We start from the raw sequence: 16,141 nt of genomic DNA, 5'->3' as shown, positions 1-16,141 counted from the left end.
ATAAAAAAGCCCGGCTCAAGAGCCGGGCTTTTTATTCAAGCGCCTGCAATCAAGCGCCGTATACCGGCAGCTTCTTGCAGATGGCCTTGACCTTCTCACGTACCGCGTCAATCACGGCTTCGTTGGAAAGATCAGCCAGGATGTCGCAGATCCAGCCAGCCAGTTCCTTGCACTCTGCTTCCTTGAAGCCACGAGTGGTCACAGCCGGGGTGCCGAAGCGCAGGCCCGAGGTGACGAACGGCGAACGTGGATCGTTCGGTACCGAGTTCTTGTTCACGGTGATGAAGGCTTTGCCCAGGGCAGCGTCAGCATCTTTACCGGAGATGTCCTGCTTGATCAGCGACAGCAGGAACAGGTGGTTCTCAGTACCGCCGGACACCACGTCAAAACCGCGCTCGATGAACACACTGGCCATGGCCTGGGCATTCTTCACCACTTGTTGCTGGTAAGTCTTGAACTCAGGCTGCAATGCTTCCTTGAAGCAGATCGCTTTAGCGGCGATCACGTGCTCCAGCGGGCCACCTTGGGCGCCCGGGAAGACGGCGGAGTTGAGCTTCTTCTCGATATCGGCGTTGGCACGAGCCAGGATCAGGCCGCCACGTGGACCGCGCAGGGTCTTGTGGGTGGTGGTGGTCACCACGTCAGCGTAAGGCACCGGGTTCGGGTAGACGCCAGCGGCGACCAGGCCGGCCACGTGGGCCATGTCGACGAACAGGTAGGCGCCAACTTTGTCAGCGATCTCACGGAAGCGTGGGAAGTCGAGGATCTGCGAGTAGGCAGAGAACCCGGCCACGATCATTTTTGGCTTGTGCTCGACCGCCAGGCGCTCGACTTCGTCGTAGTCGATCAGGCCGTTGCCGTCGATGCCGTACTGCACAGCGTTGTACAGCTTGCCGGAGGAGGAAACGCTGGCACCGTGGGTCAGGTGACCGCCGTGGGCCAGGCTCATGCCCAGGATGGTGTCGCCGCCTTGCAGCAGGGCCAGGTAAACGGCCGCGTTGGCTTGGGAGCCGGCGTGTGGCTGGACGTTGGCGTAATCGGCGCCGAACAGTTCCTTGGCACGGTCGATGGCCAGTTGCTCGACGATATCGACGAATTCGCAACCGCCGTAGTAACGCTTGCCCGGATAACCTTCGGCGTACTTGTTGGTCAGAACCGAACCTTGAGCCTCCATCACCGCAGGGCTGGTGTAGTTTTCCGAAGCGATCAGCTCAATGTGCTCTTCCTGGCGCACAGCTTCTTGCTCCATGGCGGCAAAGAGATCGGCGTCGTACTTGGCAATAGTCAAATCACGGCTGAACATGGCGGTCCTCAAGGATCGGGGGCAGAAAAGAGGGGCATTCTAACCCAATGGGTTTTAGATGGCATATGAAAGGACATCATGTCGCGGACAAGTGGCGTTCATCCAGAGATGGATGGCGTATTTGAGGGCCCCTTCGCGAGCAAGCCCGCTCCCACATTCAATCGGGTTCCTTCAGGTGGAATACGGTCGAATGTGGGAGCGGGCTTGCTCGCGAAGGGGCCATCAGCATCATCTGATGATTTTCAGTCAAACATGAACAGGGCGTCGTTACAGAACTGCGCCTCAAACCGATTGGCCGGCATCGGTCGCCCAAACAGATAACCCTGCACCTCGTCACAGCCGTGCTCGCGCAGGAAGTCCAGTTGCTCATGGGTTTCCACGCCTTCGGCGATCACCGCCAGGTTCAGGCTGTGGGCCATGGCAATGATTGCCCGGGCGATTTGCGCGTCCTGCTCGCCGGAGGGCAGGCCGTCGACGAACGTGCGGTCGATCTTCAGCACGTCGATGGGGAATTGCTTGAGGTAGTTGAGCGATGAGTAGCCGGTGCCGAAGTCGTCCACGGCGATGCTCAGGCCGAGGTTTTTCAGGCTGGCAAGGATCTGCAGGGCCTCGTTGACCTCGCGCATCAGGATACTTTCGGTCAGCTCCAGCTCCAGGCACGCCGGCGGCAGGCCGGTTTCCTTGAGGATGGTGGCGATCCGCGTGCCCAACTGCCCGTCGGAGAACTGCCGCGCCGAGATGTTCACCGAGACTTTGGGCACCCGCACCTTGTTCTGGTGCCAGGTCTTGAGTTGGCGGCATGCCTCGTCGATCACCCAGTCGCCCACGTCCACCACCAGGCCCAATTCTTCCAGCACCGGGATGAAATCCCCCGGCGGCACCAGGCCACGGCGCGGGTGACGCCAGCGCAGCAGGGCTTCGGCGCCGGTCAAACGTTTGCCATCGCCACTGAACTGCGGCTGGTAATAGAGCACGAATTCGTTCTGGTCCAGGGCATGACGCAGGTCGCTTTCCAGCTCCAGGCGCTCCAGGGCGCTGGCGTTCATGTCGGCCTGGTAGAACTGGAAGTTGTTCTTGCCGCGCTCCTTGGCGTGGTACATCGCGGTGTCGGCGTTTTTCATCAGTTGGCTCAGTTCGTTGCCGTCCTGAGGGCTCAGGGCGATGCCGATACTGGCGGTGACAAAAAACTCGCGGCCCTCCAGCACAAACGGCTTCACCAGGCTGGCGAGGATCTGCTCGGCCACGTGGATCGCGCGGTTCAACGCCATCTCGCGACTGACCCGGGGTTGCAGGAGCAAGGTGAACTCGTCACCGCCCATGCGCGCCACGGTATCGTCCTCGGCCACACAGCCGAGCAGGCGGGTCGCCATTTCCTTGAGCATGCGATCGCCCGCGGCATGACCCAGGGAGTCGTTGATCGGTTTGAAGCGGTCGAGGTCGAGGAACATCAGCACCACCCACGACTTCTGCCGCTCCGCCGATTGCAACGCGGTGTGCAGGCGGTCCTGGAACAGCGTGCGGTTGGGCAGGTGGGTCAGGGCGTCGTAGTAGGCCAGGCGGTGGATGCGTTGTTCGCTGGCCTTGCGCTCGCTGATGTCGCTGAAAAAACACACGTAGCTGGCCAGGTCGCCCTCGTCATCGAGCACGGCGGTAATGCCGACCCAGGCCGGGTAATGCTCGCCACTGCGGCGCTTGAGCCACACTTCACCTTCCCAGGTGCTGTGCTGGTGCAACTGCTTGAGCACATAGCGCAGGTGGGCTTCCTGCTGTTCGTCGACGGTGAGCATGTTCGGCAATTGGTCGAGCACATCGGCCACGGCATAGCCGCTGACCCGGCTGAAGGCTTCGTTGGCCTGCACGATATAGCCGGCGGGGTCGGTGATCAGGATCGCCGAGGTGGAGTGTTCGAATACGGTGGCCGCCATGCGCAGGTCTTTCTCGGCGCGGCGTTGCTGGCTGATATCGCGGCCCACGCCGAGGATGCCTTCGAACGCGCCGTGCTCGTCCCACACCAGCACCAGGCGCAGTTCGATCGGCACCTTGCGCCCATCGGCCCGCAGGCAATCGAACAGGAACAGTTGGGTCTGCACGTCATCGCGCAGCAAGGCCAGGGCTTCGGGCTGGTCCAGGGCGCGGCTGACCCGTTCCACAAGGGTGTAGATGCCGGTCAGTTGCTGTGGGTTGGCGATGGTCGATTGCCAGCCGTTCTTGAAGATCCAGTCGACTTCATAGCCCAGCACCGCATTCACCGACGGGCTGACGTAGTTGAGGGCCAGTTTGCTGTCGGTGGAGAAAATCACGTCGCTGATGCTTTCGGCCAGCATGCGGTAGCGCTGTTCGCTGTCGCGCAGGGATTCGCTGGCTTCGATCTGGTCGGTAATGTCCTTGGCCACCCCGATAATCCGCGTGACCTGGTCGGTCTTGTCCCGGGCCAGGGCCTGTTCGCGGATCTCGAAGCGCCGCCACTGATTGTTGCGGTGCCGAAAGCGCAACTGGCATTGCAACTGCGCCAGGTACCCGGCGGCGCGTTGCTGCTGGCGCAGGTCGTGGTAGTGCTCGGCGTCTTCGGGGTGCAGCAGGATCTCCCAGAAATACTCGCCCATCTGCTGCAGTTCGTGTTTGTTGTAGCCCAGGGTGTGGCCCAGGTGGTGGTTGCTGAAGATCATGCGCTGGCTGATCACATCCTGCACATACAGGTGATCCGGCACGGTGCGCACCACGTCCGACCAGAACGCCTCGCGCTCCACCAGCGACAGCTCCACCAGTTTGCGGCTGGTGATATCGCTGATGCTGAGGATCACCGCCTTGTAGTCGTGCTGTTCTTCCGGCAGGCGCATCACCAGCCACAGGTACTGGTCGTTGCCTTCGATGTCGCTGAGTTGAATCTCCAACTCCAGCTGTTTCTGCTGGGTCAGCACTGCCTCAAGCACTGCGTAGCCAATGGCGCTGGTGTCCAGTGGGCAACCGTCGATCAAACGTTCCCACGCCTGTTCGCAGGACGCCACATTCAGTAGGCGCACCGCGACCTGGTTGACCTCGGTGATGCGCAGCTCCTTGAGCAGTTGCTGGCGTTGCTCGGGGCTGTTTTGCAGCCAGTCCTGCAGTTGTTCGCGGGTGTGCAACTGGGCCTTGTCGAAGAAACCGCGCAGGCCCGACAGGTCGAGCACGCACAAGGCCACGCCGGTACCTTCGAAAATATCCTGGTAGCGGCGCCGGCCTTCATTGACCTGGCGCTGGCGGCGCCGCATGTTCAGCAGCACCAGCACCGGGATCAGCGAAAAGGCCAGGCCCAGCAGGCACTTGCCGATAAACGCCGGCAGCAGTTGCTCCAGCACGGCGGCGCGATCAAACAGCCCGCGCAGTTGCCAGTCGCTTTTGCTCAAGGGCGTGACCAGCACGGTCTTGTTCAGCTCTTCCGGGGTCAGCCCGGCCGACCACTGGCTGGGCATGCCGCTGTCACGACTGACCACCCGGTGGTTCAACTGGTTTTCAATCGCCCACATCGGCCGTGGCCCCTGGCCGTCCTGGCGCGTCAGGTTGGCCAGGTAATTGGGGGCCAGGCGCAACGCCCAGTACATTTTGGCGCCGCCGCTGGGTTGGTGCAGCAGCAGGTAGATGATGGAGCCGTCGCTGTTGTTGCTCAGGTAATAGGACTGGGCGTGGCTGCGCTTGACCAGCTCTTCAAGCCAGGCGCTGTCCTGGCTGTTGTCGGCGGTATCACTGATGATCGCGCCGCTGGGGGCGAGCAGGGCGACGCTGCGCAGTTCCGGTAACGAGCGCTGCAGGCTGCGCATCAGGGCCTGGTGCTGTTCTTCATTGCGTGGAGGTTCGACGATCGGCAGCAGGTTGAGGGCGATTTGCGCGCTCAGGGCCATGTTCAGGCTGATCTGTTCGGCCAGGTCGGCGCTGTAGTCGATGGTGTATTGCTGCTGGTTCTTCTGGTTCTGCTGCAATTGGTCCAGCAACTGCCAGAACAATAACGCGAGCAGCAACAGGACCAGCGTCGCCAGCGCGCCCTTGAGGGTTCCGTGCAGGGGGGCGCCGGGCGCAATATGCGCTGCGCGCAAGGGGCTTGGCTTTGTTACGTTGGTCAAGCTGTGATCCTGCGGTTTGGCTGTACTGGCGCGCGACGTGCACTATAAGCCGGACGCCCGGAGGGCGGCTAGCATGCCTTGAGTTGTGGCAAAGTGCCAGCCCCGCCTGGCGGGACTATCAGGCCGGGCCGGTACTGATCAGGGCATCCGCCAGTCTGAATAGAATCGCCAGTGCAAAGCAACTGATAACCACAGAAGATGTGCGGTTTATGTTCTGCGGGGTCAGCCAGGCATGTCCGCTGCGTTTGAGGCGTGCGCCGAACAGCACCCAGGCGCACCCTACGGGGATCACCACCGCCGTGAATTGCATGGCGAACTGCCCGTACAAGGCCATGTCGGCAAAGGTCTGCACCGGCACGATGAACGAAACCACCAGCAAACCCTTCGGGTTGATCAGCGTCAGTAAAAAGAAATGCCACCTCGACACCCGCTCTCCGGGCAATGGGGGCAGATCGGCGGCGGGCTCGCGCCACAGGCTGTACGAGGTCTTGACCAGGTAACAGATCGAGACGAACTGCATCACCTTCAAACACCACGGCGCATTGGCCCCCATATGGCTGAGGACGTAGCCCCAAAAAGCAATCTGCAGCAGGTAAGCCAGGCACTCCAACAGGCTCAGGGTCCAGGCCCGCCTGAAACCCGAGAGCACGCCTGCGCGCAGTAACAGGGTATTGGTCGGTCCCGGCATCAATAGCAACAACCCCAGCGCAGACATGACACTAAGCATGGAAGCTGTCTTGCGCGACTGTCAGGGGGTAAGGCGTGATCCTGCATGTATGTGCCATGTGTCTTCTTCTAGGGAGGGGTTGCCGGGTATTGTGTTACATCTGGCCCGCTGCAGGAAAAAGCGCGGCTCAAAAGCGCCTGTCAATCTGCCCGCCGCCGCCGACTTAGGTTAACCTTGATCATTCGATGTGCTACGTACAGCGCCATGACGCTACGCAGGCCCTGTTCTCATCTTTTTACGAGGTCCACATTTTGGCTCAATACGTTTTCACCATGCATCGGTTGGGCAAAGTTGTTCCACCGAAGCGGGAAATCCTGAAAAACATTTCGCTGTCCTTCTTCCCGGGCGCCAAGATCGGCGTACTCGGCCTCAACGGTTCGGGTAAGTCCACGCTGCTGAAAATCATGGCTGGCGTCGATACCGAGTTCGAAGGCGAAGCCCGCCCGATGCCTGAACTGAACATCGGCTACCTGCCGCAAGAGCCGATCCTGGACCCGTCCAAGACCGTGCGTGAAGTGGTCGAGGAAGCCGTCAGCGTGATCAAGGACGCCCAGGCCCGCCTGGACGAGGTCTACGCCGCCTACGCCGAGCCGGATGCCGACTTCGACAAACTGGCTGCCGAACAGGCCAAGCTCGAAGCCATCCTGCAGGCTGGCGACGGTCACAACCTGGAGCGCCAGCTGGAAGTCGCCGCCGATGCGCTGCGCCTGCCGGCCTGGGACGCCAAGGTCGAGCACCTGTCTGGTGGTGAAAAACGCCGCGTGGCCCTGTGCCGCCTGCTGCTGTCGGCCCCCGACATGCTACTGCTCGACGAACCGACCAACCACTTGGACGCCGATTCCGTGGCCTGGCTGGAGCACTTCCTCCATGACTTCCCGGGCACCGTGGTCGCGATCACGCACGACCGGTACTTCCTGGACAACGTCGCCGGCTGGATCCTGGAGCTCGACCGTGGCGCCGGTATCCCTTACGAGGGCAACTACTCCGGTTGGCTGGAAGCCAAGTCCGACCGTCTGGCCGCTGAATCCAAGCAGCAGTCGGCCCATGAAAAGGCCATGAAGGACGAACTGGAGTGGGTGCGCAAAGGCGCCAAGGCCCGTCAGTCGAAATCCAAGGCCCGTCTGCAACGCTTCGAGGAAATGCAGTCCCAGGAGTTCCAGAAGCGCAGCGAGACCAACGAAATCTACATCCCGGCCGGCCCGCGCCTGGGTGACAAGGTCATCGAATTCAAGAACGTCTGCAAAGGCTATGGCGATCGCGTGCTGATCGACAACCTGTCCTTCTCCATGCCTAAAGGCGCCATCGTCGGCGTGATCGGCGGTAACGGTGCGGGTAAATCCACGCTGTTCCGTATGCTGATGGGCAAGGAACAACCGGATTCGGGCACCATCGAAGTCGGCGAAACCGTGCAGTTGGCTTGCGTGGACCAGAGCCGCGAAGACCTCGACGGCAGCAAGACCGTGTTCCAGCAGATCTCCGACGGTTCCGACCAGATCCGTATCGGCAACTATGAAATCCCGTCGCGCACCTACGTTGGCCGCTTCAACTTCAAGGGCGGCGACCAGCAGAAGTTCGTCAAGGACCTGTCCGGTGGTGAGCGCGGTCGCTTGCACCTGGCCCTGACCCTCAAAGAAGGCGGCAACGTGTTGCTGCTCGACGAACCGTCCAACGACCTCGACGTGGAAACCCTGCGTTCCCTGGAAGAAGCCCTGCTGGACTTCCCGGGCGCCGCGATTGTGATCTCTCACGATCGGTGGTTCCTTGACCGTGTGGCGACGCACATCCTGGCGTACGAAGACGATTCGCAAGCGGTGTTCTTTGAAGGCAACTACACCGAATACGAAGCCGATCGCAAGAAGCGCCTGGGCGAAGCGGCTGCCCAGCCGCATCGTGTACGGCACAAAAAACTCGCCTGATTCGGGTTGGTTTGAACAAAACGGAGCCTTCGGGCTCCGTTTTTTTTGGCGCAATTGAGAGGGACCGAGGTGACTTCATCGCAGGCAAGCCAGCTCCCACATTTGACCGTGTCGTAGCAGAGGTACTCGATCTAATGTGGGAGCTGGCTTGCCTGCGATCGCGGTCTATCTATTGGTGCGCCCCTTGAACTGAAATCCCTGTTTTGGGGCAAAAAAGCGCGTGTATTTATATCTATCGCACCATTTAAATTCACAAAAGCGACATTTTGCCCTGTCGCGGTGCGACATGAATTGATAAAGTCCTGGGCAAATCGCCATTAACGACAATAAATCTGCCGAGACTTTTCATGATCGAATCCGTCGAATCCTTCCTTGCCCGCCTCAAAAAACGCGACCCGGACCAGCCGGAATTCCACCAGGCTGTGGAAGAAGTCCTACGCAGTCTGTGGCCCTTTCTTGAAGCCAATCCCCACTACCTGACCTCGGGCATCCTGGAGCGCATCTGCGAGCCGGAACGCGCCATTACCTTCCGGGTATCGTGGGTCGATGACCAGGGCAAGGTCCAGGTCAACCGCGGCTTCCGTATCCAGATGAACAGCGCCATCGGCCCCTATAAAGGCGGCCTGCGCTTCCACCCGTCGGTCAACCTGGGGGTGCTGAAATTCCTCGCCTTCGAGCAGACCTTCAAGAACTCCTTGACCTCGCTGCCGATGGGCGGCGGCAAGGGCGGCTCGGACTTTGATCCCAAGGGCAAGAGCGACGCTGAAGTCATGCGTTTCTGCCAGTCGTTCATGAGTGAGTTGTACCGCCATATCGGCGCGGACGTGGACGTACCGGCTGGCGATATCGGCGTGGGCGCCCGGGAAATCGGCTTCCTATTTGGCCAGTACAAGCGCCTGAGCAACCAATTTACCTCGGTGCTTACCGGCAAGGGCATGAGCTACGGCGGCAGCCTGATCCGCCCGGAAGCCACCGGCTTTGGTTGCGTGTACTTTGCCGAGGAGATGCTCAAGCGCCAGGGCCAGCGCGTCGAAGGCAAGCGCGTGGCGGTTTCCGGTTCCGGCAACGTCGCGCAATACGCAGCGCGCAAGGTCATGGACCTGGGCGGCAAGGTGATTTCCCTGTCCGACTCCGAAGGCACCTTGTACTGCGAAAGCGGTTTGACCGACGAGCAATGGTCGGCGCTGCTGGAGCTGAAAAACGTACGGCGCGGGCGCATCAGCGAACTGGCCGCGCGTTTTGGCCTGGAGTTTTGCGCCGGCAAGACCCCATGGGAGCTGGCGTGCGACATCGCCCTGCCATGCGCGACCCAGAACGAACTGGACGCCGAAGCCGCCCGCACCCTGCTGCGCAACGGCTGCATCTGCGTGGCCGAAGGCGCCAACATGCCGACCACCCTCGAGGCTGTGGATATCTTTATCGAAGCGGGCATTCTGTTTGCCCCGGGCAAAGCCTCCAATGCTGGCGGCGTGGCGGTGAGTGGCCTGGAAATGTCGCAAAACGCCATGCGCCTGCTGTGGACCGCCGGTGAAGTGGACAGCAAACTGCACAACATCATGCAGTCGATCCACCATGCCTGCGTGCACTACGGTGAGGAGAATGGCCGGGTCAACTACGTGAAGGGCGCGAACATCGCAGGCTTTGTGAAAGTGGCGGATGCGATGCTGGCGCAGGGCATCGTCTAAACCGCGAGCTGAGCGACACCGATGATCAATTGTGGGAGCTGTCGAGCCGCAGCGAGGCTGCGATAACGGTAGGTCAGCACAGGTTTACTGCCTGGCCCAGCGCAATCATAGCTTCGCTGGGGCTCGTCAACTCTCACATTCGCTCTGGTGTTACTGGCTGCGATAAGCCCGTGCGGCGTCGCGGTCCTTCTCCTGCTGCCAGGCGCGTTCGCGCTCGTCCCAATGGCGCTCGCGGTAGTCATTCTGGTCCTCGCTCTCGCGCATGGCCTTGCACTGGCGAAAGCCGTCCTCCCAGCCTTCGGCGTACGCCTGGTCTTTCAAATAGCGTGGGACGTTCTTGCGAAACTCCCCAGTAATCACCCCGGCCGCCTGGCGCCCGCTGCTGCAGCCATCGTCAAAACCGTCGGCGAAGGGCGGTGGATAACCCTTGGCCAGTAACTCATCGTGGGTGGATTGGCAGCCTGAAAGCGCCATCATCACCCCCAGCATTACGGCGAACCGCCACATCTCATACTCCCAGGCCGTTGAGCGGCTGATAAGGGAAGTCTAGAAGGGGATTCGTCGGGGCGATGTGAAAACGGGGTGAGCAATTTGTTTGGGCGGCTCACTCGCCACAGGGGCTTAGGCGGTGGGTTGCGCGAGCGCAGCGTGTTCGGCCAGTTCTTGCTGGATGAATGCGCCAATCATCGCGCGATATACCTGTTCAGTGACGTCGGGGTTTGCGCCAAGGGTTTGCGCTAAATCGCGAACCTTGTGGATCACTTGTTCGACCCGTTGGGGTGCCTTGACCCCTTCGCTGTCTTTTTTGAAGCGGGCGGCCTGGGACACGAAACTGCCGCGCTCGGCCAGCAGGGCGACGATCTGGCGGTCAAGGCGGTCGATGTTTTCCCGGACGTGTTCAAGGCTGGTGCAGGTAACGGCCATGTCGTAAGAGCTCCTTAGGGTGTGGGATAAACGCGGGCCAAATGTGGGAGCGGGCTTGCTCGCGATGGCGGTGGATCAGTCATATCCACAGCGACTGACACACCCCTATCGCGGGTATGCCCGCTCCCACACTGGATCTTCAATAGGCGTTGGGGCCGGTCAGTAGTGATACCACTTCACTTCAAGCATCACCTCGTTGACCGGCGTCGCCAGGTGGCTGAACTCCCGTTGCGCACTTAGGCGCACGCCGAGGTTGCGTGATACTTCCCACTGCTGATTCAGGCTGATACTACGTCGTACCTCGCCATTGGTGAAGAAGTCGCCCTTGGCCTCCAGGCTCAGGTTGCCTAGCGGGTTTTTCCACAGCAGCCCGGTGTTGAAGCCGGCAGCGGGTGAGATGAATTCGCTGAAGTCGTTGTTGTGTTCCACGCGCACGGTGCCCAGGGCAAAGCCGAGCATGTCGTCGTGCAGTTGCCAGGTGCCGCCGGCGCCGCCGTTGACGTGGCTGACGAGGGTTTCGTCGTCATGTTTGCCCGGTACCCGCTCCAGGCCGCCGGTGACTTGCCAGGACAGCGGTTGCAGCAGCTCATTGCGCGGAGTCAGGGAGCGGATGGTCGCCAGGTCCAGTTGTTGCAGTTGCCAGTTGTTGCCTTCGTACTGGCGCAGTTTCATCTGCAGGATTTCGATCTGCGCGCCCAGGGGGAAGCCTTCGGCGTTGTCGTTTAGGTCGTGGTAGGCCATGCGCAGGCCGTATTCGCCGAAGGCTTTGTCGCCACGGGTGCCGATACCTGCTTGCCAGGTGCGCGATTCATGGCCGTTTTCCGGCAGGCCGGGGCGCTCGATTTGTAGGTCCGGCGCCGGGTTCTGGTTGATTGCCCGCAGCAACTCGAAACTGCGCTGGGAGCGTTCGCTGTCGCGCTCAAGGCCGTTGGCGCGGTAGCGGCCCAGGCGGTAGGCGGCGTCGATGATCAGGGCCTGGCGGTCTTTGCCAAGGGCCTTGAACGTTGGATCTTGCAATTGTTTCTGGTCATCGCTGATCTTCAGCACCCATTGCTGCTCGTCACTGTCCAGGGGCTTGGCGCGCTCCAGCAACTCACGTTCGCGGGACGGGCGATAATCGATTTTCTCCACCAGGCCCGCGTCCTTCACCGCTTTTACGGTGTCGGTGGGAATGGCGGTGAGCGGGAACTGTTCGGTCAGGCGCAGGCCGGGGCGGGCCACTTGCAGCAGCTCCAGCAGGCGATATGAGCAGTTTTCGTCAAAGAAGAAGTAGTCGAACTGGATTTGCTTGAGCTCCCACACGTGCTCGACCATGCGCTCGGTTTCGACCTGGGTCAGGTTCAGGCGGTATTCCCACAGGTCGCGGTTCTCCAGGCTACGGTATTCCGAGAGCTTTTCCTGGTAGGGCACCAGGGCGAACAGGCCGGGATAACCGCCCATCAGGCCTTTCCAGGCGTAGAGGATGCTGTTGTCCGAGCCTTCAATGTAGGCGCCGAAGTTGATCGCGTAGCTGAGCAAGGCGGTCTTGTTGCTTTGCACATCAGCCTGGTCGATGCGCAGCAAGGTATGGCCGAACATCGACGATGGGCTGTTGAGATAGGCCGCCGGGAAGATCATCACCGCGCTGTGGGGCGCGACGTCCTTGAACCATTGCTTGAACTCGACGCAGTCCACGGCGGGCAGGTCAGTCAGGTGCAACTGGTCCTTGAGCCAGCGGGTGCGGGCCGGGTACACGCATTGGGCATGTTTTTCGCCGAGGCTGGCCGGGGCGTACAGTGCGTCTACGGTGGCCTTGAGTTCGGCGTCCGGGTGGTGGGCGCCGTCTTTGGCGAGGAAGAATTTCTGGTCGCTGACATAGCTGCGCCAGCCTTTGAGCTTGCCGGCTTCGTAGTGCCCCAATGAAAGCCAGAATGGATCATTGGCCAATTGCTGCAAACGTTGATCATCAAGGTGCGGCGCCGCAGATAGCGGGGCGCAGGCGAAGAGTGCCAGGCAGGCAAGGCGTTTGAGCATAGGGGCAACTTAAGTCGGAATAAATAAAGACCCGGGAAAGGGGCAGGTCCAAAAAATAAAACCCGCGCCGGGTAAGGGCGCGGGTAGGTCGAGCTTAAGCCTGGGTGGCGTATTTCGCCAGGCGGGCGTCGCCCTTGAGAACAGCGATGGTGTTGGAGTGCACGTCTTCTGCGGTCACGTCAGCCTTGCTGAAGATCTGCTGGAAGTGTTCGTGAGTCACAGCGGCGAAGTGATCACGATCTTCTGGAGCAACGCCCAGGACCACAGCATAGGTGGTCAGTGCTTCGCCATTGCCTTTGGCCATGTCTTCGGACAGCTCGTTCATCATGCCATTCATGGCAATCCACGATTTGCCGCCGTAAGTCAGCGCGCTGTTGGTGCTGCAACCGTTGGTGCCCGAGGTCATGCCGAAGGTGGCGTTACCGGAGGTGCCGTTGGTGGTGGAAGCGAGGAAGTGAGCCGGCGTGCCGCGCTGGCCTTCGAACAGCATGTTGCCCCAACCGCAGTTAGGGCCACCTGGCGCTTCGGCCATTGCATTGAGGGAGACAACGGTGAAGAGAGTACCGAGAAGGATCCGTTTCATAGCTTTGTTCTCTTAGTGTGCAAACCAATGGACAAGGGTTCAGGCGCCGCAAAGCACCCTAGGGGCCAGTTATTAGTCCAACCCGCGCAGTTTGGAGTTTAGGCATGTTCCAAGGGTTCCGTGCTTTTTTGTAAAACAATCAATGCAGACTGGTTTTTTTGCAGGCCGCATCCCGTGTCTATGCTTTACCTCAGTCGTGCCTTGCCAGCCAGCTACGCACGGCGCCAGAATGCCGCCATTGCCCCGCCTGATGTAAGGAAGCCCGATGCCTGATCCTGTTGCTGCCAGCTTGCGTCTAGCGCCCGAAGCGCTGACCCGTCCTTTCTCCGCTGAACAGTTCAGCTTCTCGACCACCAATGACTTGGAGCCCTTTCGCGGTGTGCTTGGCCAGGAACGCGCGGTTGAAGCGTTGCAGTTCGGTGTGGCCATGCCACGCCCCGGTTACAACGTATTTGTCATGGGCGAGCCCGGTACCGGCCGCTTTTCGTTCGTCAAACGCTACCTCAAGGCCGAAGGCAAGCGCCTGCAGACCCCGGCGGACTGGGTCTACGTCAATAACTTCGACGAGCCCCGCGAGCCCCGCGCCCTGGAATTGCCTGCGGGCGGCGCGGCCCCGTTCATCGCAGATATCAGTGGCCTGATCGACAACCTGGTCGCCACCTTCCCGGCAGTGTTCGAGCACCCTACGTATCAACAGCGCAAAAGCGCGATCGACCGCGCCTTCAACCAGCGCTACGACCGCGCCCTGGATGTGATCGAGCGCCTGGCCCTGGAAAAGGACGTGGCGCTGTACCGTGACAGCAGCAATATCGCCTTTACCCCGATGCTCGATGGCAAGGCCCTGGACGAGGCCGAGTTCTCGCAACTGCCGGAAGCCGACCGTGAGCGTTTCCACACGGATATTTCCGAGCTCGAAGAGCGCCTCAACGAAGAACTCGCCAGCCTGCCGCAGTGGAAGCGCGAGTCCAACAACCAGATGCGCCAGTTCAACGAAGAGACCATCACCCTGGCCTTGCAGCCATTGCTGGCACCGTTGTCCGAGAAGTACGCCGAGAACGCCGGCGTCTGCGGCTACCTGCAGGCGATGCAGGTCTATCTGCTCAAAACCGTGGTCGAACTGCTGGTGGATGACGCCAAAACCGACGCCCAGGCGCGCAAGTTGCTGGAAGAGCAGTACTGCCCGAGCCTGGTGGTGGGCCATCCGCTCAATGGCGGCGCGCCGGTGGTGTTCGAACCGCACCCGACCTACGACAACCTGTTTGGCCGTATCGAGTACAGCACCGACCAGGGCGCGCTCTACACCACCTACCGGCAACTGCGTCCGGGGGCGTTGCATCGTGCCAACGGCGGTTTCCTGATCCTCGAAGCCGAGAAAATGCTCAGCGAGCCGTTTGTCTGGGACGCGCTCAAGCGCGCGCTGCAGTCGCGCAAGTTGAAGATGGAGTCGCCTCTGGGCGAGTTGGGCCGCCTGGCCACCGTGACCCTCAACCCGCAAGTGATCCCGTTGCAGGTCAAGGTCATCATCATCGGCGCCCGCTCGCTGTACTACACCCTGCAAGACCTGGATCCGGACTTCCAGGAGATGTTCCGGGTGCTGGTGGATTTCGATGAAGACATCCCGATGGTCGATGAAAGCCTGGAGCAGTTCGCCCAGTTGCTGAAAACCCGCACCTCGGAAGAAGGCATGGCGCCGCTGACCTCGGATGCGGTGGCACGCCTGGCGACCTATAGCGCACGGCTGGCGGAGCACCAGGGACGTTTGTCGGCGCGCATCGGCGACCTGTTCCAGCTGGTCAGCGAGGCGGACTTCATCCGCCACCTGGCGGGTGATGAACGCACCGACGCCGGGCACATCGAGCGCGCGTTGAAGGCCAAGGCCACGCGCACCGGCCGGGTCTCGGCGCGGATCCTCGACGACATGCTCGCCGGGGTGATCCTGATCGACACCGCCGGCGCGGCAGTGGGCAAATGCAACGGGCTGACGGTGCTGGAGGTCGGTGATTCGGCGTTCGGTGTGCCGGCGCGCATTTCTGCCACGGTGTACCCGGGCGGCAGTGGCATTGTCGATATCGAGCGTGAGGTCAACCTCGGCCAGCCGATCCACTCCAAGGGCGTGATGATCCTCACCGGTTACCTGGGCAGCCGTTATGCCCAGGAATTTCCCCTGGCGATCTCTGCGAGCATTGCCCTGGAGCAATCCTACGGTTATGTCGACGGCGACAGCGCCTCGTTGGGCGAGGCCTGTACGTTGATTTCGGCGCTGTCGAAGACCCCGCTCAAGCAGTGCTTTGCCATTACTGGCTCAATCAACCAGTTCGGTGAAGTGCAGGCGGTGGGCGGGGTCAACGAGAAGATCGAAGGCTTCTTCCGCCTGTGCGAGGCCCGTGGCTTGACGGGCGAGCAGGGCGCGATCATTCCCCAGGCCAACGTCGCGACGCTGATGCTCGACGAGAAGGTCTTGCAGGCGGTAAGGCAAGGGCAGTTCCACGTGTATGCCGTGCGCCAGGCCGACGAGGCGTTGAGCCTGTTGGTGGGCGAGCCTGCCGGCGAGCCGGATGCCGAAGGGCAATTCCCCGAGGGTAGCGTCAACGCGCGCGTGGTTGAACGTCTGCGGGCGATTGCCGAGATGATCAGCGAGGAAGACCTCAAGGAAGCGGAAAAGGAGCTGGCGCAGCAGGCGTTGGTCGAAGCCAAGCCCAGCTGATGCGGGATCACCCATTGGAGCCGGCTTGCCGGCGATGGCGCTCGATGTATCGCTATCGCCGGCAAGTCGGGTCCGAGCGGGGAAAGCGCCATATTTTTGGCTGGGTTGTGGGGAGCTGATGGCCGTTGGTCCCTACAATCTTGGTTTGTAGCGGTTTTCTTCTATTCTCAGCTCAAGGGATATCTACAGGAG

At 61.1% G+C, this 16,141-nt stretch carries 10 protein-coding genes; 3 read left to right on the top strand and 7 right to left on the bottom strand.

What is annotated here, in order from left to right; all coding sequences use genetic code 11:
• Window positions 1-49 precede the first annotated feature (49 nt).
• The 3 genes from glyA to ACO77H_RS23945 form a co-directional block, all read right to left on the bottom strand.
• Complete coding sequence (gene glyA / locus ACO77H_RS23955) at window positions 50-1,303, bottom strand: serine hydroxymethyltransferase (protein WP_038443507.1); 1,254 nt, start codon at window positions 1,301-1,303, stop codon at window positions 50-52.
• Window positions 1,304-1,545: 242 nt separating this feature from the next.
• On the bottom strand, window positions 1,546-5,397 hold the full coding sequence (locus tag ACO77H_RS23950) for a bifunctional diguanylate cyclase/phosphodiesterase (RefSeq protein ID WP_170041701.1): 3,852 nt from the start codon (window positions 5,395-5,397) through the stop codon (window positions 1,546-1,548).
• 118 nt (window positions 5,398-5,515) lie between these two features.
• The gene (locus ACO77H_RS23945; RefSeq protein ID WP_169951076.1) at window positions 5,516-6,124 is read right to left on the bottom strand and encodes a LysE family translocator; all 609 of its coding nucleotides are present in this window, start codon (window positions 6,122-6,124) and stop codon (window positions 5,516-5,518) included.
• Between the two features lie 251 nt (window positions 6,125-6,375).
• Here ACO77H_RS23945 and ettA point away from each other — a divergent pair, with 251 nt between their 5' ends.
• Together ettA and gdhA are read left to right on the top strand one after the other, a co-directional pair.
• Window positions 6,376-8,040, top strand: a complete 1,665-nt coding sequence (ettA, locus tag ACO77H_RS23940; protein WP_029292090.1) for an energy-dependent translational throttle protein EttA — start codon at window positions 6,376-6,378, stop codon at window positions 8,038-8,040.
• A 347-nt stretch (window positions 8,041-8,387) separates the two neighbouring features.
• Window positions 8,388-9,725, top strand: coding sequence for an NADP-specific glutamate dehydrogenase (gene gdhA, locus ACO77H_RS23935; protein WP_169951074.1), 1,338 nt, complete (start codon window positions 8,388-8,390; stop codon window positions 9,723-9,725).
• Between the two features lie 150 nt (window positions 9,726-9,875).
• Here gdhA and ACO77H_RS23930 read toward each other — a convergent pair whose 3' ends face one another.
• From ACO77H_RS23930 to ACO77H_RS23915, 4 genes are all read right to left on the bottom strand, one after another.
• The gene (locus ACO77H_RS23930) at window positions 9,876-10,232 is read right to left on the bottom strand and encodes a hypothetical protein (RefSeq protein WP_432754645.1); all 357 of its coding nucleotides are present in this window, start codon (window positions 10,230-10,232) and stop codon (window positions 9,876-9,878) included.
• A gap of 114 nt (window positions 10,233-10,346) precedes the next feature.
• Window positions 10,347-10,649, bottom strand: a complete 303-nt coding sequence (locus tag ACO77H_RS23925; protein WP_172312263.1) for a chorismate mutase — start codon at window positions 10,647-10,649, stop codon at window positions 10,347-10,349.
• A gap of 159 nt (window positions 10,650-10,808) precedes the next feature.
• Entirely contained in the window at window positions 10,809-12,662 is a 1,854-nt protein-coding gene (locus ACO77H_RS23920; protein ID WP_432754644.1) for an Lnb N-terminal periplasmic domain-containing protein, read from the bottom strand.
• Window positions 12,663-12,756: 94 nt separating this feature from the next.
• A complete protein-coding gene (locus ACO77H_RS23915) occupies window positions 12,757-13,245 on the bottom strand; it encodes a DUF3015 domain-containing protein (RefSeq protein ID WP_029292080.1) in 489 nt (162 codons plus the stop codon).
• 265 nt (window positions 13,246-13,510) lie between these two features.
• Between ACO77H_RS23915 and ACO77H_RS23910 the strand changes: the two genes are divergently transcribed.
• On the top strand, window positions 13,511-15,949 hold the full coding sequence (locus tag ACO77H_RS23910; protein ID WP_169951066.1) for a Lon protease family protein: 2,439 nt from the start codon (window positions 13,511-13,513) through the stop codon (window positions 15,947-15,949).
• The last annotated feature ends 192 nt before the right edge of the window (window positions 15,950-16,141 follow it).

It is taken from the genome of Pseudomonas sp. WMBT8, from assembly GCF_050916005.1.
GTDB lineage: Bacteria > Pseudomonadota > Gammaproteobacteria > Pseudomonadales > Pseudomonadaceae > Aquipseudomonas.
This window is presented reverse-complemented; position numbering and strand designations above follow the sequence as displayed.

Coding starts and splice junctions, on each gene's coding strand:
- glyA (WP_038443507.1), bottom strand. CDS start 1,303: ATGTTCAGCCGTGATTTGACTATTGCCAAGTACGACGCCGATCTCTTT.
- ACO77H_RS23945 (WP_169951076.1), bottom strand. CDS start 6,124: ATGCTTAGTGTCATGTCTGCGCTGGGGTTGTTGCTATTGATGCCGGGA.
- gdhA (WP_169951074.1), top strand. CDS start 8,388: ATGATCGAATCCGTCGAATCCTTCCTTGCCCGCCTCAAAAAACGCGAC.
- ACO77H_RS23930 (WP_432754645.1), bottom strand. CDS start 10,232: ATGTGGCGGTTCGCCGTAATGCTGGGGGTGATGATGGCGCTTTCAGGC.
- ACO77H_RS23925 (WP_172312263.1), bottom strand. CDS start 10,649: ATGGCCGTTACCTGCACCAGCCTTGAACACGTCCGGGAAAACATCGAC.
- ACO77H_RS23920 (WP_432754644.1), bottom strand. CDS start 12,662: ATGCTCAAACGCCTTGCCTGCCTGGCACTCTTCGCCTGCGCCCCGCTA.
- ACO77H_RS23915 (WP_029292080.1), bottom strand. CDS start 13,245: ATGAAACGGATCCTTCTCGGTACTCTCTTCACCGTTGTCTCCCTCAAT.
- ACO77H_RS23910 (WP_169951066.1), top strand. CDS start 13,511: ATGCCTGATCCTGTTGCTGCCAGCTTGCGTCTAGCGCCCGAAGCGCTG.